We start from the raw sequence: 25,524 nt of genomic DNA on the forward strand, positions 1-25,524 counted from the left end.
ACGTTGCTTGAAATTTCTTCCAACGATCCGGCAAAACATCCCGATGTATCGATTTCGAGCAGCGAGCTCCGTCGTCCTGACCATCGTGCTCCTGGCCGCGACCACGCTCGCGGCGAGGAGCGAGGAGGCCGGCGTCAGCGAGGATGCGATCCTGTTCGGCCAGGCCGCCGCGCTGGAAGGCCCCTCCTCCGCGCTCGGACAGCGTATGCGGCAAGGCATCGTCGCGGCGTTCACCGAGATCAACGCCAAGGGCGGCGTCCACGGCCGCAAGCTCCAGCTCATCAGCCGCGACGACGGCTACGATCCCGACCGTTCCGTGGTGCAGACGCTGCGCCTGATCGAGGACGACAAGGTGTTCGCGCTGATCGGCGCGGTGGGCACGCCGACCGCCATGGCGACGATTCCGATCACCAGTGCCAAGAACATTCCTTTCATCGGCCCCTTCAGCGGCGCCGAGTTCCTGCGCGACCTCGAACTTCCGAACGTCGTCAACATCCGCGCGAGCTACGGCGCGGAGGCGGAGGCCTGGATCAAGCATCTCACCGAGGATCGCAAGTTCACCCGCATCGGCATCTTCTACCAGGACGATTCCTTCGGCCGCGACGGTCTCCTTGGCGTGAAGCGCGCGCTCGCCAGGCGCGGCCTCGAGCTCGCCGCCGAAGGCACCTTGAACGCAACACCCGCGCGGTGGCCGCGGCCTGGCGGGTGATCAAACGCGCCGAACCAGAGGCCATCGTGATGGTCGGGACCTACGGGCCCTGTGCGGAGTTCATCAAGCTCGCGCACCGCGGCGGCTTCTATCCGACCTTCGTCAACGTCTCCTTCGTCGGCGCCAATGCACTCGCCACCGAACTCGGCCCTGAGGGCGAAGGCGTCATCGTCTCGCAGGTCGTGCCGTTTCCATGGGATCGCTCGCTCAAGCTCGTCGCCGACTACCAGGCGGCGCAGCAGGCGTTCGACCCGACGCTGACACCGGACTTCGTGTCGCTCGAAGGCTATCTCTCCGGCCGCCTCACCGCCGCGGCGCTGGAAAAGGCAGGACCGCAACCGACGCGCGCGAGCCTCCTTCGCGCCATCAACGAGATCGGCCGCTTCGACATCAGCGGCAGCATCGTCACGGTCGGCCTGCGCACGATCGACACGCCGCCGAAGGTGTTCTTGACGATGATCCAGAAGGACGGAACGTTCAAGGCGGTGGACCGGCTGTAGGGTCCCTTCACGGCCGGCGCGTCCAGCGGTCGGCATTGACGGCGCCTTGCGGGACCTCGCCCCGCACGATCGCTTCGACCTGGCGTACCGTTTCCAGCGACTGATATTCGATCGCCTGCGGCGTCAGGCCGCCGACATGCGGCGTGGCGATGACGTTGGGGAGTTTCGCCAGCTCCGGCGTCGGCATCTGGTCGGGTGCGCGGCCGACATCCATCGCCGCGCCCGCGATGCGGCCCTCGCGCAGCGCACGTGCCAGCGCGGCCTCGTCGACGAGATTGCCGCGCGAGAGATTGATGAAGACGGCATGTTTCTGCATGCGCGCCAGCGCCGCCTCTCCGATCAGGTTTTCAGTCTGCTCGTTGGCGATGGCGAGGCAGACGACATAGTCCGATGCGACGAGCAGCTCGTCGAGGCCGACTTGCCGGATCGCAGCATCGCTGACGGTCGCGAACGGATCGGCGACCAGCACCTCCATGCGCAGCACCTTTGCGATCTCGGCGAGATAGCGCCCGATGCTGCCATAGCCGATGATGCCGATCCGGCTGCCGGCGAGTTGGCGGCCCATCCGCGCCTCGGGCTTTCGCCCCGCCTGGTAATCCGCAGTGGTCCGCGACACGCCGCGGAAGAGATCGACCATGAACCCGAGCGCGAGCTCGGCCACCGCCTGCACGAAGCCGGGCCCGGCGCGGGTCACGAGCACGCCGGCTTGCGAGGCCGCATCCACATTTACGTTGCGGATGTCGACGGCGCAGCGGACGAAGGCCCGCAGACGCGGCAATTGCGCAAAGATCTCGCCGCGGCCTTCGGTCATGCGATCGGCGACGATGATGTCGACGTCTTTGGCGGCGCGCACGAGGCCGGCTGCATCCAGCGGGTCATCGCCCTCGTGCAGGATCACCTCGGCGGCCGCGCGCAGGCCGTTCAGGCTATGATCGCCGTAATAGTTGCGCCGCATCTCCGGGGTGTGCGCGAGCAGAACCTTCACGACAAGACTCCTTCAGTAACCGAATGCCCGCGGCAGCGCGGTGGAAAGCCACGGCACGAACGCGATGACGAGCAGGCAGAGGAACAGCAAGCCGAGATAGGCCATGATCGGCTTCACCGTCTGCTCGATCGGCACGTTGCCGATCAGGCAGGCGCCGTAGAGCCCGAGCCCGAGCGGCGGCGCGAACAGGCCGATGCCCATGGCAATGACGAGCACCACGCCGAAATGCAGGGGATCGATTCCGAGCTGCACGGCAACCGGCAACAGCAGCGGCCCGAAGATGATCAGCGCCGCGGCGCCTTCCAGCACCGAGCCCATCACGATCAGCACGGCGATCGCGAGCAGGATGAAGAGCCAGACGCCCGAGGTCTTGGACAATCCGAGCATGAAGTCGCCGACCGCATGCGGCACCTGCTGCAAGGTCAACGTGAACGCCAGCGACTGCGCGGCAGCGACGATGAACAGCACGAGGCCGGCGCGCGTCGCCGCCTGGACGAAACTGTGCGCGGCCGATTTGAAGCCGAGCTCGCGGAACACCACGCTGCCGACGACGAGCGCATAGGCCACGGCGAACGCCGAGATCTCGGTCGCGGTGGCAAAGCCGGTCTTGAAGCCGAAGAAGATCATGAAGATCAGGCCGAACGAGGCGATCGCACCGCTCCACAGACCCGACACCGGCATTTGCGGCTCGACATCCTCCGCCTCCGCCGGCCGCTTGCCGAAGATGATGGACACCGCGATCAGCACCAGCGCCATCAGCGCCGACGGCAAAAGACCCGCGACGAACAGGCCACCGATCGACAGGTTCGCGACGAAGCCAAGGATGATCAAATTGATGCAGGGCGGAATGGTCTCCGCCATCACCGCGGAGGCTGCGAGCAGCGCCACCGCGCCGCCCGGATTCTGCCTGGAGCGGCGTGCGGCCGGAATCAGCACGGAGCCGACCGCGGCGACGTCGGCCATCTTCGAGCCTGATATGCCCGAGAACAGCACCATGGAAGCGACCATCACCACATTGAGGCCGCCGCGCATACGCCCTACCGCGCGCTGCAGCAGCTCGATCAGCCGCACCGACATGCCGTTGGCTTCCATGAGATAGCCGACGAGGATGAAGAAGGGGATCGCAAGCAGGACGAAATTGTCGATGCCGCGCGCCATCTGCTGGGCGAAGATCACACCGGGCAGCGCGCCTTCCACCCAGATGAAGATCAGCGCGGCGAGCGCCAGCGCAAAGCCGATCGGCAGCCCGCCGAACAGCGTGGCGAAGAAGCCGATCAGCATAAAGGTGCCCGCCGACGGCACGGAGGATGGCGACAGATAATCCCAGGCAAGATAGAGGCCGGTCACGAGGATGACCGCAAAGAGGCCCCTGACGATATCAGGGAACGGCCGCGCGCAGAGATGGTCGATCGCGAACACCGTCATGAACAGCGCGCCGATGCCCATGGGGTAGAAGGTCAACTCCAGCGGCAGGCCGGAGCCGGTGGTCTGGCCCGCCGTCAGCGCCCCCAGCTTGATCGCGTGATAAGCAACATAGCCCGAGATCAGTACGACCAGCAGTGCGCTTGCGGCGTCGACCAGCGTGCGCAGCCGCAGCGGCAGCAGATCGCGGAAGAAGGACACGCCGACATTCTCGCCGCGCGCGAGCGCGCTGGCCGCACCAAAAAAGGCCGAGCCGACCATCAATCCGCGTGCGACGTCGTCGGACCATTCGACCGGCGCGTTGAAGAAGAAGCGCAGCAGCACGGAGGCGCACACCACCACGAGATCGGCGGCCAGCAGAATGGCCGCGATCGCGTCGCTGACGCGAAGCAGCAGGGTGATGCTTCCGTGGCGGCCGCCCGAGAGGGGCAGGACGGCTGACATTGCCACGTCAGATTTGGTCATCTCAGGCTTGCGTCGCGCGGATGATGTCGATGACGGGCTTGGATTCCGGCCGCGCCTTGATGAAATTCTCGGTCTGCGGTGCGACGCGCTTCTGGAAGGCTTCGCGGTCGCATTCGGCGACCGTCACGCCTTTCTCGGTCAAGGCCGCCAGGGCCTCCTTCTCGACGGCAAGGCCATGGGCACGCGTGTCGACCGCGGCCTTCTTGGCGGCATCGAGGAAGCCTTCGCGCAGCTTCGGGTCCATGCGGTTGTAGGTCATGTCGCTGAAATAGATCGCGAGCGGCGAGAAATTGTGCTGCGTCAGCGCATAGGATTTCGAAGTCTCGAAGAACTTGCTGGCGAGGATCGTCGGCGGATCGTGCTCGAGACCATCGAGCACGCCGGCCTGGAGCGCCGTGTAGATCTCGCCGAACGCGAGCGGCGTTGCAGCCGCGCCCATCAGGCGCAGGCATTCCGTGATCACCGGATTTGGCAGCGTCCTGATCTTGAGCCCGGCGAGATCCTCCGGCGTCTTCACCGGCTTCTTCGCCAGCACGCTGCGCGAGCCGAAATTATAGGCCCAGGCGATGATGCGGATGTTGCCGCCCTTGAGCAGGGCGTCCTCGATCGGTTTGGCGGCACCGGCGTCGAACGCCTTGGTCTGCTGCGGGAAGCTCGAGAACAGGAAGCCGAGGTCGAAGGTGCCAACCAGCGGCACCAGATTGGCCGAGATCGACGAGCCCGACACCATGAGATCGATGACCCCGAGCTTCACCGAATTGATGACGTCGATTTCCTGGCCGAGCTGGTTGTCGGGGAAGAAAGCGACCTCTACTTGCTCGCCCAGCCCGTTCGCCTTCAGGTTCTTGACGAGATTGTCATAGTAGACGCGGCCGTTGGCGTATTTGGGATCGTTCGGCAGCGAGGAGGAGCATTTCAGCTTCAGTGTGGCAGCTTCGGCGCGGCCGATGATCGCAGGAGAGAGCACGAGGCCGGCGGTGACCGCCGCTGATGACTTGATCAACGCGCGACGGTCCACGGGCACGATGGTCATGGTGCGATCTCTCCCTGATTCTTCTTGTTCGCCGCGGTCGTTGCGTGCGGCCTGTTGCGCGGACTGTATGGCCAAAGCGACGGCACAGGCAAGGTAGCCCACTGCCGTCGCAGAGTGTCGCGACGCGCATACCGGCCGTCCGCAAGCGCGGCGAAACGACCGTTATTCCCGGAGATTTGCCCCGAGGATCGGCCTGCGGCCCGATCTGCGCAAAGAACGCCGTCGCCCATTGTCATGGATCAATCCAATTGGAGCATGGATCAATGCGCAGTTGACATGGATGATGCCTGACCGATGCCTCGAGCTCCGGCAGACGGAATGCCCCATTTTGCCGCGGCTCCTGCGTGATCCAGCGCACAGACGGCCTCATGGTGCAGATGTAGAAAAAGTGACATCATCGCGCGCATTGCCGATGGAGGTGACATCATGCGCCGTCCAATCCTTTGCAATTTGTTGCTTGCGTCCGGTCTTCTCGCACTCACCCAATTGACGACGCCAACGGAGGCCGCCGCGGAAGCGCGGCTTGCACTGGTGATCGGCCAATCGGCCTATCGCACCGTGCCGGAGCTGCCCAACGCCGCCAACGACGCCAAGGGCATGACCGAGCTGCTCGGCAGTGCCGGCTTCACCGTCACCACGGCGGCCAACCTGGTGCAGACCGAGATGCGCGCGGCGATCTCGGATTTCGCCGGCAAGGTCAGCGCCAGCGGCGCCGACACCGTCGCGCTGGTGTTCTATGCCGGCCACGGCCTGCAGATCGACGGCGAGAACTATCTGGTGCCTGTCGATCTCGATCCCAAGCGCGAGGCCGACATTCCGCTCCAGGGCGTGCGGCTGAACGATCTGCTCAACACGCTCGGCGCGCTGCCGACGCGGGCGCGCATCTTCATGCTCGATGCCTGCCGCAACAATCCGTTCCCCGCACTCAGCGGCGCCGGCCACGGCCTTGCGATCGTCGACACCAAGGCCGGCGCGCCCGGCTCCTTCATCTCCTATTCGACCTCGCCCGGCGCCGAGGCCGAAGACGGCAACGGCATCGACAGCCCCTACACGACCGCCGCGCTGACCATCGCCAAGCAGCCCAATCTGCCGATCGAGGAAGTCTTCAAGCGCATCCGCGTCGCCGTGGCGCAATCGACCGACGGGCGGCAGATCCCCTGGGAGAGCTCGTCACTGACCACCGACTTCAAGTTCTTCGGCGAAAGCAGCGGCAGTCAGGCTGCTATTCCCGGCGCATCCGCGATGGCGCTCGCCAGCGGCACGCGCAGCGTCGCGGACTGGCGCAAGGATTTGCAAGGCAAGGATGCCAAGGCCGCCTACGAGCTCGTGATAGCGGATGATACCGTCGAAGCCTATCAGGCCTATATCGAGCTCTACGCGCAAGCTTCCTACACGCCACGCCTGCGCACGGTGCTGGAGCGCCGGCGCCAGATGCTGGCCTGGGAGCGCGCGGTCGCCATCAACACCCGCGCCTCGTTCGAGGCTTATCTGGCGAACTGGGACAACAGCGATCTCGCGGCAACCGCGCGCCGGCTGCTGCTGCGCGTGCAGAACCGCAACTACGCCGTGCCCGTGGCCGCCGCGGCGACGCCCGTCGCGGTCGCGATGGCGCCGACCTGCCCGTGCTCGGCGCCCGCGACACCGGCAACGCCGGTCAACCCGTCGGTCCCGCCCGTCATCAAGAAGCGCGTCGACGAGACCCCGCCGAAGCGCAAGGTGGTCGAGACGCCGCCCAAACGAAGACCGCCATCTGACCAAGTCGTCTACGAGCGCGCGCCGCCGCCGGATCGCGGCCCCCCGCCCGAGGCTGTCATGCAAGGCATCGGCATCGGTGTTGGCATCGGCCTCGGCGTGGGAATGGGCGGCCGCGGCGGAGACCATTATCGCGGCGACTACCGCAGATACTGAGCCTTGTCCGTCACAAGCACGGCATCCGCGCTCGCGCCAACCGCGCGAGCGCGGATTTACTGCGACAGGGCCGGGTAGTCCCGGAGCACGGCTTCGCGTATCCAGCCTGCCTGGATTGCACGCGACAATATCTGCGCGGTCTTGATGTCCTCAGCCTTCATGCAGAGATCGACGATGCGGCGCACCGCATCGTCGCGCATCAGATCGTCGGCGATCTTCATCGCGATCTCCATCGCGACGCGGGCCGCCCGTTCATAGCGCTCGCGCTCGCGCTTGCCGGCCCGCGTGGTACCTTCGACATTTTCGGCGCTCGCCCGCGCTGCCTGGCAGATGTTGCGGATCCGATCGGCCGCCTCGATGTCGCCGATCGGCCCCTGGATCGGCTCATCCCAGATGTCTGCCGGCTCTCGCCTTGCAAACCACTTCATTGCCCCACCCGTGGTCTTGGATTGCGCAGCGCGTTCAGGACATCCGGCGCGGCCCGATCGCCTCGAACTGCGCCTTCTGCTCGTCGTTCAGCGTTGCATAGAAATCATCGAGCGCCGCGCGCACCGACTTGATCCCGTCCAGCATCACGTCGAGTCGCTTACGGATCGCGGCCATGCGCGCCGGCGGTGTCATCACCTCATTGGGCTCGCAGGCCGCCTTGAGCGATGCGCTGACTTTGGCGCTGGTGTCCTGCAGCACCTGAAGCGCCGCGCGCTGGGTGTCGCTCGGACGAAGCCTCTCTTCGATCGTGGCGCCGGGCCAGTCGAACGCGGCGGACGCGCTGCAATTCTGCACCGACGATCCGCTCGCATTGTTCGATGCCGTGGCACGACGCTGATCGTCGGCCAGCGCGTTGAAACGTGCCTTCTGCTCGTCCGTCAGTGAACCATAGAAGGTGTCGAGCGCGGGCTGGACCAGATCGACCGCCTTCTCCATCGCCTCGACACGCTGCTGCATGGCCGCGAGCCGGCCGGGCGCCGTCGCTGCAGCCTGGGTCGGACAGGATGTGCGGATCAGCGCTGCCGCGTCGATCGAGGCGTTGCCGAGCGCATCGAGCGCGGCGCCTTGCGCATCCGTCGGCTGCACCGCGGCTGCAATCTGATCGATCGGCAGACCGACGATGGCACGGCGGTCGCTGCCGCAGAGCTGATCGAGCGGCGCGCTGCGCGCCCGCCGTCGTCCCTGCGGCTGCTGCGGCAGATAGGCTGATAGGCGATCATAACCATAGGGGCCGAAAATGCCGGCATAGATGTCCGGATAGCCGTAGCCCCAGAACCCGAGCCCATCGCCCCAGATCGTGTAGTCGTAGAGATCATTGTAGGCGAACGGCCAGAACAGCGGCCCGACCCAGCCATAGCCGCCGCCCGCATGCTGCCACCATCCGCTGCTTGCGCCGCTCCAGCCGGCGAGTGCGGCTGCGGCCGCAAGCTGCGCGCGAGCCGCCGGATTGCTGATCAGCCGGCCGTTCCGGAATGCGCTGGCGTTCAGCGCATTGCGGAAGTTCGCCGGCCGGATCGCGGCATTGCGGATCTGACCGAAGTTCGGGCCGCCACGTCGGGCGCCGGCTGTGAACCGCATCCCGCGATGATGCCCGCCGCCGTGCGCATGCCCGCCGCCGTGCCCATGGAAATGCCCGCCGCCGTGATGACCACCACCGTGCCCGCCTCCATGGCCACCGCCATGGCCGCCGCCATGTCCGCCCTTGGCCAGCGCCGCACCCGCCAGCATGCAGGCAAAGGCCACCGCGGCAATTCCAATGACCGGTCGCACCATCACACCCTCCCGCGCACAGCCCTGCCATTGAGGCATCGGAACTTGGCGGGAATTGGAACCGGCAAGATTACCTAAAGTTCCCGATCCCTGGGCGCAGGCCTTAGACCTCCGGCACGATCTTGCTGGGGTTGAAGATGTTGAGCGGATCGAGCGCCTTCTTCAGCGCCCGCATCGCATCGAGCGCTTCGGGGCCGAGCTCGGCCTTGAGATATTTCTGCTTGCCCTGGCCGATGCCGTGCTCGCCGGTGCAGGTGCCGTCCATCGCCTGGGCGCGCTCGACCAGGCGATGCATGAACTCCTCGCCGCGCGCCATCTCGGCGGCATCGTTGGTGTCGCAGACCAGCGAGCAGTGGAAATTGCCGTCGCCGACATGACCGACGATCGGCGACAGCAGGTTGAGGCGCTTGAGATCCTCCTCGGTCTCGCTGACACAATCGGCGAGCCGCGAGATCGGCACGCAGACGTCGGTTGCGACCACGCCGATGCTGTCGCCGGGCCGCAGCGCCTTCACTGACCAGTATGCGTCGTGCCGCGCCTGCCACAGTTTTGTGCGGTCCTCCGGCTTGGTGGTCCAGGAGAAGTCGCCGCCGCCGCACTCCTTTGCGATCTCGCCGAACGCCTTGGACTGCTCGGCGACCTCGATCTCGCTGCCGTGGAATTCCAGCAAAAGCAGCGGCGTCTCCGGCAGAGTCAGCTTCGAGTACGCGTTGCAGGCCTTCACCTGTGCGGCATTGAGCAGCTCGATGCGCGCCACGGGGATGCCGGTCTGGATCGCCAGGATGACGGCCTGACAGGCCCCGTGCACGGTCTCGAACGACACCGCGCCCGCCGCGATGGTCTCGGGAATGCCGCGCAGGCGAATGGTCAGCTCGGAGATGATGCCGAGCGTGCCCTCGGCGCCGACGAAGAGATGCGTGAGGTCATAGCCCGCAGCGGATTTCTTCGCGCGCGTGCCTGTGGTGATGATCTCGCCGTCGCCCCGCACCACCTTCAGCGCGAGCACGCTGTCGCGCATGGTGCCGTAGCGCACCGCATTGGTGCCGGAGGCGCGGGTCGAGGCCATGCCGCCGAGCGAAGCATCCGCGCCGGGATCGATCGGGAAGAACAATCCCTGGTCGCGCAGATGCTCGTTCAGCGCCTTGCGGGTGACGCCGGGCTGGATCACGCAGTCGAGATCCTCGGCATGCACCGCGAGCACCTTGTTCATGTCGCGCAGGTCGATCGAGATGCCGCCGGCGGGCGCGTTGACCTGGCCTTCCAGCGAGGTGCCGGTGCCGAAGGCGATGACGGGCACGCGGTTCTTGGCGCAGATCCGCACCACGTCCTGGATGTCGGCGGTCTCCTGCGCCATCACCACGCCATCCGGCGGCTGGTTGACGATCCACGTAGTGGTATGGCCGTGCTGCTCGCGGACGGCCTGCGAGGTGATGAGGCGGTTGCCGAAGCGTGCGGCAAGCTGCTCCAGCGCGCTCGCGAGGGCTTTCGGCTCCGGCCGCGGCGGATTATTGGTGATGGTCGTACCCACGGACATTCCTCCCGACAGAAGAACCGTGGCAAAGGACATAAAACCGGTCAAGTCAAGCGACCGGACGCATAGCTTGGGAAGGAAACATGCCGGAGACCGCCGCCTCAGCACCCAAAGCCGAGCCGTTCCGCGCCTCGATCATGCAGATCGAACCGCAATGGATCGACTATAACGGCCACCTCAACATGGCCTATTACAACGTGATGTTCGACCGCGCGATCGACCAGCTCTGGCTCGAGCTCGGGATGGGGCCGGCCTACATGAAGGAGCGAGGCGGCTCGAGCTTCACCGCCGAATGCCACGTCCGGTACTTGCGCGAGATCCACCTCGGCGATCCCGTGCAGATCTTCGTCTGGCTGCTGGAGGCCGACGACAAGCGGCTGCACACATTCGAGGAGATGCGGCACGCAAGCGAGGGCTGGCTGTCGGCAACGTCCGAGAACATGTCGCTGCACATGGACATGACCGCGCGGCGCGTCGCGCCGTTTCCGCCTGATATAAGCGAACGTATCGCTGCGGTCGCCAAGGCCCACCGCGCCATGGCGCGACCCGAGGGCATCGGCCGAAGCGTGGCGATGCCCTCGAAGCGGTAGGTTCAGGCGTGGGGCATCGTAACCGCGGTCTGAGCGCGCGCCTCGTCCTTCGAGACGACCGCTTCGCGGTCTCCTCAGGATGAGGCTAAGCAGCATCTGCGCCCGTCAAAACTGCTGCCGCACACTCCGCCCTCATCCTGAGGGCCCGCCGGAGGCGGGCGTCTCGAAGGATGGGCCGCAGGGAAGCACCTATATTCTGTTGCGGCGTGCCAATCCGACCACGGCCGAGACCAGGAACAGCACGACCGCGATGAAGAAGATGATCTTGGCGATCTCGATCGAAGCGCCGGCGATGCCGCCGAAGCCCAGGATGCCGGCGATCAGTGCGATAACCAGAAACGTCACAACCCAGCCAAGCATGGTCAAATCCTCGTCTTGATGTCTGCGTCGACGCGGCTGGCCGCGCCACCTGCCTGACAATCTCGACGCCGGAACGATAGTTCCGGCTCGCGCTGGAGCGAAATTCGCGGCCCTTGCTGGAACAAATCCGCCTGCCGCGCACGTGGAAAACCTGTCCCGGCGCCCCCATATAGGCACCAATCCCTGTTAAGAAGGCTCCCTCCCGTCACCCCGCGGTGCCATCGTGGGGCCCATGATTCGCATGACCGAGCCGAGCAAGATCACAGCCGTACCCGACCACCAGCCCCCAGCCGGCGGCATCGCCGCGCGTGCGCGCGCCTCGGTGGGCCCGAAATACCTCTCCGGGCTCAATCCGGAGCAGCGCGAGGCGGTGGAGACGCTGGATGGGCCGGTTCTCGTGCTCGCCGGCGCCGGCACCGGCAAGACGCGCGTCTTGACCACGCGCATCGCCCATATCCTGAGCCAGGGCCGCGCCCGCCCCGCCGAGATCCTGTCGGTGACCTTCACCAACAAGGCCGCGCGCGAGATGAAGCACCGGCTCGGTCAGATGCTCGGCCACGCGGTCGAGGGCATGCCGTGGCTCGGCACCTTCCACTCCATCGGCGGCCGCATCCTGCGCGTCCATGCCGAACTGGCCCAGCTCAAGTCGAACTTCACCGTGCTCGATGTCGACGACCAGGTCCGGCTGCTCAAGCAGCTGCTCCAGGCCGAGAACATCGACGACAAGCGCTGGCCAGCACGCATGCTGGCCGGCCTGATCGACGGCTGGAAGAACCGCGGTCTGATGCCGTCGCAGGTGCCGTCGGGCGAGGCCGCGATGTTTGCCAACGGCAAAGGCGGCAAGCTCTATGCGAGCTACCAGGAGCGGCTGAAGATCCTGAACGCGGCCGACTTCGGTGATCTCCTGCTGGAGAACATCCGCATCTTCCGCGAGCACCCTGACATTCTCAGGCAGTACCAGCAGCGCTTCAAGTTCATCCTGGTCGACGAGTACCAGGACACCAACGTCGCGCAATATTTGTGGCTGAGGCTCTTGTCGCAGGCGCCGGCGGCAACCAAGGCCGTCATTCCAGGGCAGCTCGAAGAGCCGAACCCGGAATCCAGAGATGAGTCCTCAGCTCGGGATTCCGGGTTCGATGCTGCGCATCGCCCCGGAATGACGGAGCGGGCGGCGCTGGCGGCTGCCCCTGCGGCCCCCACCAAAAACATCTGCTGCGTCGGCGACGACGACCAGTCGATCTATGGCTGGCGCGGCGCCGAGGTCGACAACATCCTGCGCTTCGAGCACGATTTCCCCGGTGCCAAGGTGATCCGCCTGGAGCGCAACTACCGCTCCACCGGCCACATCCTCGCCGCCGCCTCGCATCTGATCGCACACAATGAAGGCCGGCTCGGCAAGACGCTGCGCACCGAGGACCAGGACGGCGAGAAGGTCACGGTCACGGGCTCCTGGGATTCGGAAGAGGAAGCGCGCGGCATCGGCGAGGAAATCGAGCAGCTGCAGCGCCAGGGCGAGAAGCTCAACGAGATCGCCATCCTGGTACGCGCCTCCTACCAGATGCGCGAGTTCGAAGACCGTTTCGTCACGCTCGGCCTGCCCTACCGCGTCATCGGCGGCCCGCGCTTCTACGAGCGCGCCGAGATCCGCGACGCGCTGGCCTATTTGCGCGTCATCAATTCGCCGGCGGACGATCTCGCCTTCGAGCGTATCGTCAATACGCCGAAACGCGGGCTTGGCGACGCCACCGTGCAGATGCTGCACGACCACGCCCGCAAGCGTCGCATCCCCTTGTTCGAGGCGGCGCGCGCGGTGGTCGAGACCGACGAGCTGAAGCCGAAGGCGCGCGGCTCGCTGCGCGACCTCATCGCGCAGTTCGAGCGCTGGCGCGCCCAGTGCGAGGTCACCGCGCACACCGACCTGGCCCAGATCGTGCTCGATGAGAGCGGCTATACCGAGATGTGGCAGAAGGACCGCTCGGCGGACGCCGCCGGCCGGCTGGAGAACCTGAAAGAGCTCGTGCGCTCGATGGAGGAGTTCGAGAACCTGCAAGGATTCCTGGAGCACATCTCGCTGGTGATGGACCGCGAGGGCGGCGCCGAGGACGACGCGGTGTCGCTGATGACGCTGCATTCGGCCAAGGGGCTCGAATTCGACAACGTGTTCCTGCCGGGTTGGGAGGAAGGCCTGTTCCCGAGCCAGCGCACGCTGGACGAACAGGGCCGCGCTGGCCTGGAAGAAGAGCGCCGGCTCGGCCATGTCGGCCTGACACGCGCCCGACGCCGCGCAAAGATCTATTTTGCGACCAACCGGCGGATCCATGGCACCTGGTCGACCACGATCCCGTCGCGCTTCCTCGATGAATTGCCGGCGGCCAATGTCGAGATCACGGAATCCAAGGGCGGCTCGGCCTGGGGCGGCAGCGGCGGCTACGGCGCCTCGCGCTTCGACGACATGGAGGCGTTCGGCTCCAGCTATTCGACGCCGGGCTGGCAGCGCGCGCAGGCCAACCGAAATCGTGGCGGCGGCAGGAGCGGCGGCTTCGAGGAAGAAGCCGCGACGTTCTCATCCTCCTCATCGGCCGGCCCCGATTTCGGCAGCTTCTCCTCGCGCCGCCGCGGGCCCCTGACGATCGAGGGCGAGCTGGTGGCCAAATCGACCGGCACCACCTCGGAATTCGCGCTGTCCGACCGCGTCTTCCATCAGAAGTTCGGCTATGGCCGCGTCACCAAGATCGACGGCAACAAGCTCACCATCGCCTTCGACAAGGCCGGCGAGAAGAAGGTGGTGGACAGTTTTGTGCAGCGGGCGTGAGGCCCGATATGGCTCAGTACGTTGCCATCATCGAGGGCGCCGGCCCGGACGAGGCCGTCGGCTTGTGGTTTCCCGATCTGCCGGGTTGCATTTCCGGCGGCGACGATTTCGACGAGGCCCTGGAGAATGCGCCCGAGGCGCTCGCGCTCTATGCGCAGGAGCTGATCGCGGACGGTCGCCAGCTTCCGCCGCCACGGACATTGGACCAGCTCAAGGCCGACCCTGATGTGGCCGACGACCTCAGGAACCATACTGTCGCCCTGATCGACTGGCCGCCTCTCACTGAGGCCGAGTGAGGACTGTTCGCCGCACCTGTCGAACTCTCGACAGTTCTCGCCCGAACGCCCCTTGACCACCGCGAACTTCCCCGTATCAGATAAACCCATGGTCCGGGGCTCCATCACACTGATCGTGCTTGCATTGGGGATGCCGTCGCTTGCGGCGGCGGAGACCATGAGCTTTGGCGATTCGATCGGGAAGCTTGCGGCGAGCTGCGGCGCGGAAATCGTCGCCAATTGCCGCGGCGTCAACCCGGACTCGACCCGGCTGAAGGAGTGCCTGTCGCGCAACCGCGACGTGCTCTCCCCGCAATGCGCGAGCGACTATCTCGGCGTCTTCGACGCCATCCAGAAGCGCGTCGCCGCCCGTGTCACAGTGGCGAACGCCTGCCAGCGCGAGATCGTCAAGGTCTGCGGCGGCTCGACCAAGGAGACCAGCAAGTCGGTCCCCTGCCTGGTCTCGACGCCCAAGGGCATCAGCAACAACTGCCTGAAGGCCGTCGACGACGCGGGGTATCGCTGATGCGCGCGAAGGGTCTCGCCACCGCCGGACTAGGCATTGCGCTGGGCTTCGTCCTGCTCGCGGGCGCCGCCGGCGCGCAGACGGCGGCGCCGACCCGCGACGACATCGTCGGCAAGCTGAACCAGTTCGAGCAGGCCGCCGAGGTCGATCTGCCGGCGCTGAAGCAGCAGGTGATGGAGCGCGCCAAGACCAGGATCAAGAACGATCCGGGACCGGTGAACCGGCCGCTGATCGCGCCGGAACTTGCCAAGCTGCCGGCCTTCAATGCGCAGATCCAGTTCGACGCCGATACGCCGATCATCCAGCCGGCGTCCTACCAGAGCGTCGGCCGCATCGCGGACGCGTTGGTTCATTCCTCGCTGCTGCCCTACACCTTCCTGATCGTCGGCCACGTCGAATCCAATTCGAAGACGCGCGAGGCCAATGCAATCCTGAGCCAGCGCCGGGCAGATGCGATCCGCGACGTGCTGGTGAACACCTTCAAGATCTCGACCAAGCGGCTGCATCCGATCGGCCTCGGCGAGGAGCAGCTTCTCGACCGAGCCAAGCCGACCTCCGCCGTCAACGGCCAGTTGCAGATCCTGACCTATGCCAAGCTGCCGGAGGAGACGCCGCATCCGGCTGCGGCACCTGCGCCTGCGGCGAAAAAACCCGCCAAGAAGCGCTGAGCGGACGCGGCTTCGCGGCTGACGGAACCCTTTGAAGTGATAGCAATTTTGTGGCCTGTCCCGGGCGCGCCAAGACGGTTTCACGCGACAAAAGCGCCGGTTTGTGCACCGCCCGGTCCAGTGCTATAGCCTCTGTTCGCCCTTCCCGACCCTGTGCCGCATGAGACCGAAATGGGTGGCTTTTTTCAGCGCCAACTTGCCGTGTACGTCGAGTACCATCGCGATCCCCGGAATACGGCGATGCATGTGGTTGGCATTCTGCTGCTGTTCACGGGCGCTGTAATGCCGCTGACGCTGGTCAAGCTTCCGCTTGTCGGATTCGATGTCAGTCTTGCGGTGATCCTGGCGCTGCCGGTGCTGGTTTACTGGCTGCTGCTCGACGCGGCGCTCGGGCTCGGCATTCTGGCCGTTTCTGTCGTGCTGTTTTTGGTTGCGACGACCATTGCGGCGCAAGTCAGCACCGCGACGATGTGGGCGATCTTTGCCACGCTGGTGGTGCTCGGCCTCGCCGCGCAGGCCATCGGCCACAAGGTTTTTGAGGGGCGCGAGGCCTCGCTGTTCACCTTTCCCTCGCACCTTTTGCTTGGACCGATGTTCGTGATGGCAAAATTATTCATTGCATTGGGCTTCCGTCGCGACCTTGCCGCGATTCTGGGGCCTCTTCCGACCAACTCCCTTTCAACCCGATAGCTTCCAGAAGCGAAACAGCAAACCTTCTTCATGGCTCTCGTCCTGGTTACCGGTGGCAGTGGCTTCATCGGACATCACCTCGTAGAAGCACTCCGCACCCGTGGGCAGCGGGTCCGTGTTCTCGATGTCCGTACGCCGACCGCGGCGAACGCGGACGTCGAGCACGTCCACGGCTCGGTGCTGGACGGCGCCGCAGTCGATGCTGCGATCGCCGGTGTCGATCAGGTCTATCACCTCGCCGGCCTGCCCGGCATGTGGGTCGCCAACAAGCAGGACTTCCACGACGTCAATTGCCGCGGCACCGAAATCGTGCTGGCGGCGGCAATGAAGCGCGGCGTGTCGCGCTTCCTGCACTGCTCGACCGAATCGATCCTGTTCCCCTATTGCGACCTCAACGGCGTTCCCGCCGAGGAGGCGCTGCAGCCAGCCGACGCGATGCCCGGCGCCTATACGCGATCGAAATCGCTCGCCGAGCATCATGCCGCCAAGGCGGCGGCTGCAGGCTTCCCGCTCGTGATCGGCACGCCGACCATGCCGATCGGCGCTGCCGACCACAATCTGACGCCGCCGACCGCGATGCTCTGGTACTTCCTGCAGAAGAAGGTGCAGCCGCATCTCAACTTCCTGGTCAATCTCGTCGATGTCCGCGACGTCGCCACGGGCCTCGTGCTGACCATGGAACGCGGGCGCCTCGGCCAGCGCTACATTCTCGGCGGCGACTGCGTCCCGCTCGGCAACATCCTGCGCATGATGTCGGCGATGAGCGGCCGCCGGCAGTTTCCGGTCGTCGTGCCCGGAAAGATCGCCGAGCTCTCCGCCATCATGCTCGAATACATCGCCGATCATGTCACCCGCCGGCCGCCCAACGGCACCGCCGAGGGCGTGCGCATCGCGCTCGCCGCGAGCGACCTATCGATCGGCAAGGCGCGCACCGAGCTCGGCTATTCGCCGCGTCCGATCGAGCCGGTCTTGCGCGAAACCATCACCCATCTGCTCGCCCGCAATGGCCAGCAGCCCTCCGGCGCCATCGAGCATCACGCGCTCTCCTCGCGCGCGGGCTGAAGCCGCCGCCTAACGCAAAGAACCTTCATGTCCTTCGATTTCAGCAAGCTTCTCTCTGTCGCCTGGGGTGGCTGGACCACGACCTGGCCGACCGAACTTCTGGCTCTGCTCTGGCTTGCCTTTCTCGCCAGCTGGGTCGGCGCCTCGTTCTGGCAGGGGCGGACCAAGAAGCAGGTCATGACGCTGGAGTCGCAGCGCTATCGGCTGCCGATCCTGGTCGGCGGCATCCTGTACACGCCGTGGGTTGCGGAGATCCTCGGCTGGAAGCCGCTCTGGGTACTCGGCAACACAGGCATCGCCGTCGCGGCGGTCCTCTCGGCCGCTGGCATTGCCTTCGCCTGGTGGGGTCGGCTGCATCTCGGCAAATTCTGGTCCAACACCATCACCCACAAGGAAGACCATCGCGTCATCGACACCGGTCCCTACGGCATCGTGCGCCACCCCATCTACACGGGGCTGATCTTCGGCATGCTGGTGACCGGGGTTGCGATCGGCTTGGTGACGACGATCCTCGGTGCCATCCTGATCTCGCTCGGCATGTGGCAGAAGGGCCGGATGGAAGAGGTGTTCCTGTCGAAAGAGCTCGGCGAGGACGCCTACGGCGCCTATTGCCGCCGTGTTCCGATGATCATTCCGTTCACGTCGCCGCGGTGAGCGTCTTCGCTTTCTCGGCGTAACACTCCTGTTGGTCCCGTCATCCTGAGGTGCGAAGTTCGCGATGCTCATGCATCCCGAACCGAGCCTCGAAGGATGCACGGCCGCGATGCAGCCGGGCCGTCCATCCTTCGAGGCCTCAGCTACGCTCCGGCACCTCAGGATGACGGGGCGAGAGTTGGAACGCTAGCGTCACAAGGAACCGCCTCTCCCCATATCCGTTACCCCTCGACACCTGCACGACCCGCAGAGCATCGAGCCATGTCGGACGCCTACGATTATTTTCGCGCGCACGCGATTGCCGCAATCCGCAAGGCGCGAGCATTGCCGCGCGGCCCGATGCGGCAGAAGCAGCGCACGGTGGCGCGGGTCTATCATCTCCTGTCCAGGGAGGCCGCGCTGGCGCCGAATATCCATCACTTGGATGATTTTCGCGCGGCCCGGCGGCTAGAGCGGCAGGTCGGCCGCTGATCTTCTCTTCATGCAAATTTGAGCGGCTGCCATTCCACGGGAATAGGCCCCGGCGGCGTGCCGCACAGGTTGACGTGTGCTCCGTCAGCCAGTTGGATGCGCGCGCAAACAGGGGCTTCTCATGACCTTTTCCAGTATGTTCGCGCAATTCGTCGCATTCATCGGCGGCATCGCGCTGCAATGGCGCAAGCTGTCGGGCAGCGAGCCCGCGCCGGCATGGGGAGAGAAGCCGGCCATTCCCGAAGCCAAGCCGCAAGGCGCGATCCCGACGCTGAAGATGCCGAGCGCGCGCGGCTGGCGCGAGGGGCAGAAGCCGACGGTCGCGCCAGGGCTCAAGGTCAACGCGTTCGCGAGCGGCCTCGACCATCCGCGCTGGATCGAGGTGCTGCCCAATGGCGACGTGCTGATCGCGGAAGCAACGCAGATCGCAGGTCCCCCGCGCACCGTGTTCCACTACGCGATGCAGGCGACGATGCGGCGCGCCGCGGCGCTCGGCGTGTCCGCCAACCGCATCACGCTTTTGCGCGACAAGGACGGCGACGGCGTCGCCGAAGTGCGCGGCGCGTTCATGGAGAATCTCAGCCAGCCCTTCGGCATGGCGCTGGTCGGCGACACCTTTTACGTCGGCAACACCGACGGCGTGATGGCGTTTCCTTATGTCGCCAATGCCGACCGCATCACCGCGCCGGGCAAGCGGCTCACCACCTTCAAGCCGGGCGGACACTGGACACGCAGCCTGCTCGCCAGCCCCGATGGCAAGAAGCTCTATGCCGGCGTCGGTTCGCTCAGCAACATCGCCGAGATGGGCATGGAGGTCGAGGAAGGCCGCGCCGCGATTTACGAACTCGACCTCGTCGCCGGCACGCATCGCATTTTCGGCGCCGGCCTGCGCAATCCGGTTGGCCTTGCCTGGGAGCCGAACACGGGCGTGCTCTGGACCGTCGTCAACGAGCGCGATGGCCTCGGCGACGAGACGCCGCCGGATTATCTCACCTCGGTGCGCGACGGCGGCTTCTACGGCTGGCCCTATTGCTATTGGGGCAAGACCGTCGACGACCGCGTGCCGCAGGACCCGGCAATGGTCGCCAAGGCGCTTCAACCGGACTACGCGCTCGGCGGACACACCGCCTCGCTCGGCCTGTGTTGGATGCCCGCAGGCACCCTGCCCGGCTTCGGCGACGGCATGGTGATCGGCCAGCACGGCTCCTGGAATCGAAGCAAGCTGTCGGGCTACAAGCTGGTGTTCGTCCCATTCGAGAACGGCAAGCCGTCCGGCCCCGGTCGCGACATCCTGTCTGGCTTCCTGTCGCCGGACGAGAAGGAATCCTACGGCCGTCCGGTCGGCGTCGTGATCGGCCCCGACAAGAAGTCGCTGCTGATGGCCGACGACGTCGGCAACGTGATCTGGCGCGTCACCGGCGCGTAAAGCGAAATTTGTTCAGGCCGGATCGGTCGCCGCGGGCACGGTCACCTCTCCCGCTTGCGGGAGAGGTCGGCGCAACGCGCCGGGTGAGGGTTCTTTCCTCTAGGGGAGTGCCCCATCGTAGAGACACCCTCTCCCGCAAGCGGGAGAGGGTGCGCACCGCCGTCCAGGCCAATTGAGTCTCAACCCATCACGTCCCCACGCACAGCGTGGCGCGCTGCTTGCGCAGCAGCGCGATCACCGAGAGTGCCGTGATCAGCCCGGTCTTGGGATTCTCGGACGGGATGTTCTCGATGCCCATCGAGAAGCGCGCCGAATCCGCCTCGACCTCGATGCGGTGAACGTTGCGCGTTACGGTGGGATCGGCCCAAACCTGGATCTGGGTGCGATCGGGCCCGATCCCGGCCAGCGACAGCGCAACGGCGACATTGACGTTCGCGGGAAAGCCTTTCGCCGCTTCGCGCGCGCTGCCCTCGAACAGTTTTAGCGGCTCGCGCAGATTGGCGATGTCGATGTTGTTCTGGACGATGAACGGCGCGCCCTTCAGCCCGTCGATCGGCTTGCGCGTCACCATCTTCACGGAATGGACGGTGCCGATCGCGGCGGCATTGACGGCGTCGAGCCCGATCAGCGCGCCGGTCGGCACCAGGATGCGGCCGCCATTGGCGCAGGCGAGATCGACCAGATCGAAATTGTCGAGCAGGCCGCCGACGCTGACCACGACCGCCGACTTGCCCCGCTTCACCGCGGGCTCGACGATCGCGCGCAGCTGGCTGCTCGGCGCACACTCGACGACGATGTCGGCGGCATCACCAAGCTGGCCGATCGGCAGGATTTGCGGCGGGTGGCGCAGGCCGGCCAGAAAGGCCTGATGCTTTGTGGGATCGCGCACCGCGATCGCCGACAGCGTCAGCCCTTCGATGCCCTGGTCGAGCGCAGTCGCGATCTTGGTGCCGATCGAGCCCAGCCCGGCGATGGCCACCCGCAATTCACCCGACGCATTCTGTTCAGTCATCGCATCCACCTTCTCTCCAGCTTAGGTCATAGCCGCTCAAGCCTCTCGCGCATAGCTGCGCAGGCGCGCTTCGAGCACCGCCAGCATGGCGTCACGCGCCGGATCGCGCGAGCCGCGCAGCCAGGCTGCGGCGAGCGGCAGCCGGCCGACCGGGCCGCTCTGCTTCGGCCGAAGCGGCACGAAGCGCACGCCCGAGACCGCCATCCGCGTGGTCCAGCGCGGCACGATCGCGACTCCGAGCTTCGTTGCCACCAGATTGATGATGGTCTGCTTCTCGTCGGCAACGTGCACGATGCGCGGTGTCAGGCCGGCCTGTTCGAACAGTTTTACCGTGAGGTCGTGGCTGTGCGGCCGCGAGCGGCGGCCCGGCACCAGCATCGCCTCGTCGGCGATATCCGCCAGCGTGATCGCTTTGCGCCCGGCCAGCGCGTGCCGCCGCGGGAACGCCACGATCGCACTCTCCTGGAGCAGGTCGCGGAATTCAAGCCGCTTGTCCGGCCGGTCCGGCGGACGGACGAAGGCGAGATCGAGCGCGCCGGTCAGAATTTTGGGCAAGAGCCGGACGGTCTTGTCTTCGAGGAGCTGCACGGCGATGTCAGGATGCCTGACGCGAAAGTCGCGCAGCAGCGGCGGCAGCAATCCCGCAGCCGCGCTGTCGATGGCGCCGACCCGGAGCCGCCGCGCGGCCCCCGCGCGCGAGCGGTTGCGCAGATTGTTCTCGACCGCCTCGACCTTGGCGAGGATGGCGCGGGCATCGCGCAGCAGCGTGGTGCCGTCCTCGGTCAGCGACACCGCGCGCGTGGTTCGCGCGAACAGACGCGTGCCGAGATCCTCCTCCAGCAGCCTGATCTGGCGCCCGAGCGCGGAGGGCAGCATCTGGAGTTGCTGCGCCGCGCGGCCGAAATGCAGCTGCTCGGCCGCCGCCACGAAGCATCGGAGCTGATGCAATTCCATCTGCCGTCCTCATCGTCATGCCCGGGCTTGCCCCGGGCACCCACGTTCTCCGTGCCGCGGGGCAAGGCGTGGATGGCCGGGTCAAGCCCGGCCATGACGTCGTGGCGGCGTTCCGAGGATTATATCATTTTTTTGTATAAACCAGCGCCAATTGAGTTCATCTCCTTCCCCCGCCTAGGCTCGCTGCCGCACAACGAAAAACCGGGAGGCCAGGGTGGCGAGCAAGATTCAGACGCGCGTGCTGCGCAAGATCACCTTGCGCATCGTTCCCTTCATCATGCTGCTGTACTTCGTGGCTTTCATCGACCGCGTCAACATCGGCTTCGCCTCGCTGACGATGAACAAGGACATCGGCCTGTCGCCGGTGGTCTACGGCTTCGGCGCCGGCATCTTCTTCTGGGGCTATTTCCTGTTCGAAGTACCCTCCAACGTTATCCTGCACAGGATCGGCGCCAGGATCTGGATCGCGCGGGTGATGATCACCTGGGGCCTGGTCTCGGCCGCCATGGCCTTCGTACAAGGGCCGACCAGCTTCTACATCCTGCGCTTCCTGCTCGGTGTCGCCGAGGCCGGCTTCTTTCCCGGCATCATCCTCTATCTCTCCTACTGGTTCCCGTCTCGGCAGCGCGCGGCGGTGACCGCGCTGTTCATGGCGGCCGCGCCGCTCTCGACCGTGCTGGGCTCGCCGATCTCCGGCGCGCTGCTGGAGATGGACGGCATGCTCGGCTTCAAGGGCTGGCAATGGCTGTTCGTGCTCGAGGCGTTGCCGGCCGTGCTGCTTGGCTTCGTCGTGCTGGGCTTTCTGACCGACCGCCCCGAGAAGGCGAGATGGCTCACTGATGACGAGCGGCGCTGGCTAGTCGAGACCATGAACGTGGAGACCACCAGCAAGGCTGCCACCGCCAGCCACAGCATCTGGCGCGGGCTTGCCGATCCGCGCGTGCTGGCGCTGTCGCTGATCTATTTCGGTACCTCGGCCGGGCTCTACACGCTCGGCGTCTGGGCACCGCAGATCATCAAGCAGTTCGGCCTGTCCTCGCTCCAGGTCGGCTTCCTCAATGCGCTGCCGGCAACCGCCGCGGTGGTCGCCATGATCCTGTGGGCGCGGCATTCGGACCGCACCGGCGAACGCACCTGGCACGTCGTGTGGGCCTGCCTGATCGCCGCGGCCGGGCTCGCTTATGCCGGGCTCGCGGTCGGCGTCGTCGCCGTGCTGGTCGCGCTGACGCTCGTCAACATCGGCATCTCCTCGGCCAAGCCGCCGCTGTGGAGCATGCCGACGCTGTTCCTGTCCGGCCCCGCGGCCGCAGCCGGGATCGCCACCATCAACTCGATCGGCAATCTCGGCGGCTTCGCAGGTCCCGCCATGATCGGCTGGATCAAGGACCAGACCGGCAGCTTTGTCGGCGGACTCTATTTCGTCAGCGGCCTGCTCGTTCTCTCCGCAGCCCTCACTTTGCTATTGTCGCGCGCAAAAACCGCGCCCGTCGAACCCGTACCGCAATCCCACTGATCTCTCAAACGGAGCCTTCCCATGCGCACCCATTCGATCGCAGCCATTCCCGCCGACGGCATCGGCCCCGAGGTGATCTCGGCCGGCGTCCGTGTGCTGGAGGCACTGGCCAAGCGCAGCGGCGATCTCGCCTTCAACGTGAAGACGTTCGACTGGGGCTCGGACTATTACAAGAAGCACGGCGTGATGATGCCGGCGGATGGTCTTGCTGAGCTGAAGAAGTTCGACGCGATCTATTTCGGCGCGGTCGGCGCCCCTGATGTGCCCGACCATATCACGCTGTGGGGCCTGCGGCTGCCGATCTGCCAGGGCTTTGACCAATACGCCAATGTGCGGCCGACCAAGATCCTGCCGGGCGTTGCCTCGCCGCTGCGCAATGTCGGCGTCGGCGATCTCGACTGGGTGATCGTGCGCGAGAATTCGGAAGGCGAATATGCCGGCATGGGCGGCCGCGCCCATAAGGGCCTGCCGGAGGAGGTCGGCACCGAAGTTGCCGTCTTCACCCGCGTCGGCGTCACCCGCATCATGCGCTACGCATTCCAGCTCGCGCAGTCGCGCCCGCGCAAGCTGCTGACCGTCGTGACCAAGTCGAATGCGCAGCGCCACGGCATGGTGATGTGGGACGAGATCGCCGCGGAGGTCGCGACCGAATTCCCCGACGTCACCTGGGACAAGATGCTGGTCGACGCCATGACCGTGCGCATGACGCTGTATCCGAAGAGCCTCGACACCATCGTTGCGACCAATCTGCACGCCGATATCCTTTCCGATCTCGCCGGCGCGCTGGCGGGAAGCCTTGGCGTCGCGCCGACCGGCAACATCGATCCGCAGCGGCGCTTCCCCTCGATGTTCGAGCCGATCCACGGCTCGGCCTTCGACATCACCGGCAAGGGCATCGCCAACCCGGTCGCGACGTTCTGGACCGGTGCGCAGATGCTCGAGCATCTCGGCGAGAAGGATGCGGCCTCAAGGCTGATGGCGGCCGTCGAGCGCGTCTGCGCGGCGGGCGTGCTGACGCCAGACGTTGGCGGCAAGGCGACGACGAAGGACGTGACGGATGCCGTGATCGACGCGATTCACGGGTCGAATGTGTAGCTGGTTAGGCAACACCGGCGCGGCGACGGACTCGCGGAGGCTCCCCTCACCCGGAATTTGCTCTCGCAAATTCCGGCCTCTCCCCGCACGCAGGGCGAAGAGCCCCTACTTCCGCGAAGTCGCCGGAACCGCCGGCGGTGTCGCCATCGCGGCTGCCGGCTCGGGCGGGGTCAGATGACGCGGGACGATGATGGTCTGGCCCGGGGTGAGCTGCGCGTTCTCGGGCAATGAATTGCTCTGCGCGAGCGTCCACAGCGGCACGCGGTTGGCGGCCGCGATGCTCTCCATGGTGTCGCCGCGGCGCACCGGCACCCGCACGCCGCTGTCCCACAATTCGACCAGCGTATCCGCAGGCACGAGGTAGCGCAGCGGCACGGCATCGGCCTGGATTTGCGGTGGAATGCGCGGGAGCTGCGTCACCATCTCGACGATCTGGCGGTGGATGTCGTCCGATTTCTCGATGTTGATGTGGCTGACGCGCGCGTTTTCCTTGAGGTCGTAGCTGGCGTAATGGCCGCGAAAGCCTGATGCGGCCACAACATCGCCGCCGCCGAGCACGCTGTCGGACAGGAAGATGTTGATGAAACGCTCGACATTGAGCGGCACGTCGCCGGTCGCATGTGCAGGATCGATGGCGATGACGAGGCTGATCGGGATGTTCTCCTTGGCAGCCATCTCCGAGATGACGATCGAGCACAGCCCGCCCATGGAGTGGCCGATCAGCACGATCGGCGCTGCCTTCTCCTTGTAGCTGGCGATGACGCGGTTGCCGATCAGCCGGCACAGGGTGAATTCATAGACGTCGGCCGAGAAGCCGGCCTGTGTCAGCTTCTCGCCGAGCCGGTCCATGCCGGTCGAGAAGATCGGGCCCATGGCGCCGCGAAACAGGTAGACCTTCGGCGGCGGCAATGGCTCGAATGGCGGGGGCGGCGGCGCGGCAGGGACGGCCGCGGCGGTCTTGGACTTGGGCGGAGAGGCAGCGGCCATGCCGCTGCTCAAGGCAAGCAGCATGAGTGCTGCCAGCGCGACTAGTCGCCTCGAATGAATCATCAGTCCAGCAGTCCCACCACGGGAGACAATGGCCTCCCCTGATGGGCTTAGTGAC

General features: G+C 65.9%; 23 protein-coding genes and 1 pseudogene. 14 read left to right on the forward strand and 10 right to left on the reverse strand.

All coding sequences use genetic code 11. The annotated features are described in order from the left end of the window. Positions 1-43: 43 nt before the first annotated feature. A pseudogene (locus tag YU9_RS41190) lies at positions 44-1,209 on the forward strand (ABC transporter substrate-binding protein). Positions 1,210-1,216: 7 nt separating this feature from the next. Here YU9_RS41190 and YU9_RS0109125 read toward each other — a convergent pair. From YU9_RS0109125 to YU9_RS0109135, 3 genes are read right to left on the reverse strand one after another with little or no spacing between them, the layout of a single operon-like run. Beyond that, a complete protein-coding gene (locus YU9_RS0109125; RefSeq protein WP_027572528.1) occupies positions 1,217-2,194 on the reverse strand; it encodes a hydroxyacid dehydrogenase in 978 nt (325 codons plus the stop codon). Positions 2,195-2,206: 12 nt separating this feature from the next. After that, positions 2,207-4,060 (reverse strand): TRAP transporter large permease subunit, encoded by a 1,854-nt coding sequence (locus YU9_RS0109130; protein ID WP_027572529.1) that lies wholly within the window; start codon positions 4,058-4,060, stop codon positions 2,207-2,209. Between the two features lie 22 nt (positions 4,061-4,082). Beyond that, entirely contained in the window at positions 4,083-5,114 is a 1,032-nt protein-coding gene (locus tag YU9_RS0109135; RefSeq protein WP_027572530.1) for a TRAP transporter substrate-binding protein, read from the reverse strand. Between the two features lie 426 nt (positions 5,115-5,540). Here YU9_RS0109135 and YU9_RS0109140 point away from each other — a divergent pair, with 426 nt between their 5' ends. Beyond that, positions 5,541-7,022: a caspase family protein gene (locus YU9_RS0109140; RefSeq protein WP_027572531.1), complete on the forward strand. Its 1,482-nt coding sequence runs from the start codon at positions 5,541-5,543 to the stop codon at positions 7,020-7,022. Between the two features lie 56 nt (positions 7,023-7,078). On the opposite strand, the gene YU9_RS0109145 is transcribed toward YU9_RS0109140, so the two are convergent. From YU9_RS0109145 to YU9_RS0109155, 3 genes are all read right to left on the reverse strand, one after another. After that, complete coding sequence (locus YU9_RS0109145; RefSeq protein ID WP_027572532.1) at positions 7,079-7,450, reverse strand: hypothetical protein; 372 nt, start codon at positions 7,448-7,450, stop codon at positions 7,079-7,081. A gap of 34 nt (positions 7,451-7,484) precedes the next feature. After that, entirely contained in the window at positions 7,485-8,783 is a 1,299-nt protein-coding gene (locus YU9_RS0109150; RefSeq protein WP_027572533.1) for a Spy/CpxP family protein refolding chaperone, read from the reverse strand. 100 nt (positions 8,784-8,883) lie between these two features. Further along, entirely contained in the window at positions 8,884-10,308 is a 1,425-nt protein-coding gene (locus YU9_RS0109155; protein WP_027572534.1) for an FAD-binding oxidoreductase, read from the reverse strand. A gap of 86 nt (positions 10,309-10,394) precedes the next feature. On the opposite strand from YU9_RS0109155, the gene YU9_RS0109160 reads away from it, so the two are divergent. Further along, positions 10,395-10,901 (forward strand): thioesterase family protein, encoded by a 507-nt coding sequence (locus YU9_RS0109160; protein WP_027572535.1) that lies wholly within the window; start codon positions 10,395-10,397, stop codon positions 10,899-10,901. A 189-nt stretch (positions 10,902-11,090) separates the two neighbouring features. Here YU9_RS0109160 and YU9_RS0109165 read toward each other — a convergent pair whose 3' ends face one another. Next, positions 11,091-11,261 carry a DUF1328 domain-containing protein gene (locus YU9_RS0109165; protein ID WP_027572536.1) on the reverse strand — a complete coding sequence of 57 codons (171 nt, stop codon included), beginning with the start codon at positions 11,259-11,261 and terminating at the stop codon, positions 11,091-11,093. A 232-nt stretch (positions 11,262-11,493) separates the two neighbouring features. Here YU9_RS0109165 and YU9_RS0109170 point away from each other — a divergent pair, with 232 nt between their 5' ends. The 9 genes from YU9_RS0109170 (at position 11,494) to YU9_RS0109210 (ending at position 19,845) form a co-directional block, all read left to right on the forward strand. Beyond that, on the forward strand, positions 11,494-14,073 hold the full coding sequence (locus YU9_RS0109170) for an ATP-dependent helicase (protein ID WP_027572537.1): 2,580 nt from the start codon (positions 11,494-11,496) through the stop codon (positions 14,071-14,073). Between the two features lie 8 nt (positions 14,074-14,081). Continuing rightward, positions 14,082-14,369, forward strand: a complete 288-nt coding sequence (locus YU9_RS0109175) for a type II toxin-antitoxin system HicB family antitoxin (protein WP_027572538.1) — start codon at positions 14,082-14,084, stop codon at positions 14,367-14,369. A gap of 88 nt (positions 14,370-14,457) precedes the next feature. Beyond that, a complete protein-coding gene (locus YU9_RS0109180) occupies positions 14,458-14,874 on the forward strand; it encodes a hypothetical protein (RefSeq protein WP_027572539.1) in 417 nt (138 codons plus the stop codon). Then, positions 14,874-15,542, forward strand: a complete 669-nt coding sequence (locus YU9_RS0109185; protein WP_027572540.1) for an OmpA family protein — start codon at positions 14,874-14,876, stop codon at positions 15,540-15,542. Before YU9_RS0109180 ends, YU9_RS0109185 begins: the two co-directional genes overlap by 1 nt. A 171-nt stretch (positions 15,543-15,713) precedes the next feature. Continuing rightward, positions 15,714-16,232: a DUF962 domain-containing protein gene (locus YU9_RS0109190; protein ID WP_027572541.1), complete on the forward strand. Its 519-nt coding sequence runs from the start codon at positions 15,714-15,716 to the stop codon at positions 16,230-16,232. Between the two features lie 30 nt (positions 16,233-16,262). Next, positions 16,263-17,294: an NAD-dependent epimerase/dehydratase family protein gene (locus YU9_RS0109195; protein WP_027572542.1), complete on the forward strand. Its 1,032-nt coding sequence runs from the start codon at positions 16,263-16,265 to the stop codon at positions 17,292-17,294. A gap of 27 nt (positions 17,295-17,321) precedes the next feature. After that, positions 17,322-17,948, forward strand: coding sequence for an isoprenylcysteine carboxylmethyltransferase family protein (locus YU9_RS0109200; RefSeq protein WP_027572543.1), 627 nt, complete (start codon positions 17,322-17,324; stop codon positions 17,946-17,948). 261 nt (positions 17,949-18,209) lie between these two features. Next, complete coding sequence (locus YU9_RS0109205; RefSeq protein ID WP_027572544.1) at positions 18,210-18,419, forward strand: hypothetical protein; 210 nt, start codon at positions 18,210-18,212, stop codon at positions 18,417-18,419. 121 nt (positions 18,420-18,540) lie between these two features. Further along, the gene (locus tag YU9_RS0109210; RefSeq protein WP_027572545.1) at positions 18,541-19,845 is read left to right on the forward strand and encodes a sorbosone dehydrogenase family protein; all 1,305 of its coding nucleotides are present in this window, start codon (positions 18,541-18,543) and stop codon (positions 19,843-19,845) included. A 187-nt stretch (positions 19,846-20,032) separates the two neighbouring features. On the opposite strand, the gene YU9_RS0109215 is transcribed toward YU9_RS0109210, so the two are convergent. Together YU9_RS0109215 and YU9_RS0109220 are read right to left on the reverse strand one after the other, a co-directional pair. Then, positions 20,033-20,857, reverse strand: a complete 825-nt coding sequence (locus YU9_RS0109215) for an aspartate dehydrogenase (RefSeq protein WP_027572546.1) — start codon at positions 20,855-20,857, stop codon at positions 20,033-20,035. A 36-nt stretch (positions 20,858-20,893) separates the two neighbouring features. Further along, positions 20,894-21,811: a LysR family transcriptional regulator gene (locus tag YU9_RS0109220; protein WP_027572547.1), complete on the reverse strand. Its 918-nt coding sequence runs from the start codon at positions 21,809-21,811 to the stop codon at positions 20,894-20,896. A gap of 214 nt (positions 21,812-22,025) precedes the next feature. Here YU9_RS0109220 and YU9_RS0109225 point away from each other — a divergent pair, with 214 nt between their 5' ends. Both YU9_RS0109225 and YU9_RS0109230 read left to right on the forward strand, forming a co-directional pair. Beyond that, positions 22,026-23,324, forward strand: a complete 1,299-nt coding sequence (locus YU9_RS0109225) for an MFS transporter (protein ID WP_027572548.1) — start codon at positions 22,026-22,028, stop codon at positions 23,322-23,324. Positions 23,325-23,345: 21 nt separating this feature from the next. Further along, positions 23,346-24,419 carry a tartrate dehydrogenase gene (locus YU9_RS0109230; RefSeq protein WP_027572549.1) on the forward strand — a complete coding sequence of 358 codons (1,074 nt, stop codon included), beginning with the start codon at positions 23,346-23,348 and terminating at the stop codon, positions 24,417-24,419. A 105-nt stretch (positions 24,420-24,524) separates the two neighbouring features. On the opposite strand, the gene YU9_RS0109235 is transcribed toward YU9_RS0109230, so the two are convergent. Beyond that, positions 24,525-25,469, reverse strand: coding sequence for a LysM peptidoglycan-binding domain-containing protein (locus tag YU9_RS0109235; protein ID WP_027572550.1), 945 nt, complete (start codon positions 25,467-25,469; stop codon positions 24,525-24,527). Positions 25,470-25,524: the final 55 nt, after the last annotated feature.

Origin of the sequence: Bradyrhizobium sp. WSM1743 (assembly GCF_000473065.1) — a bacterium.
GTDB lineage: Bacteria > Pseudomonadota > Alphaproteobacteria > Rhizobiales > Xanthobacteraceae > Bradyrhizobium.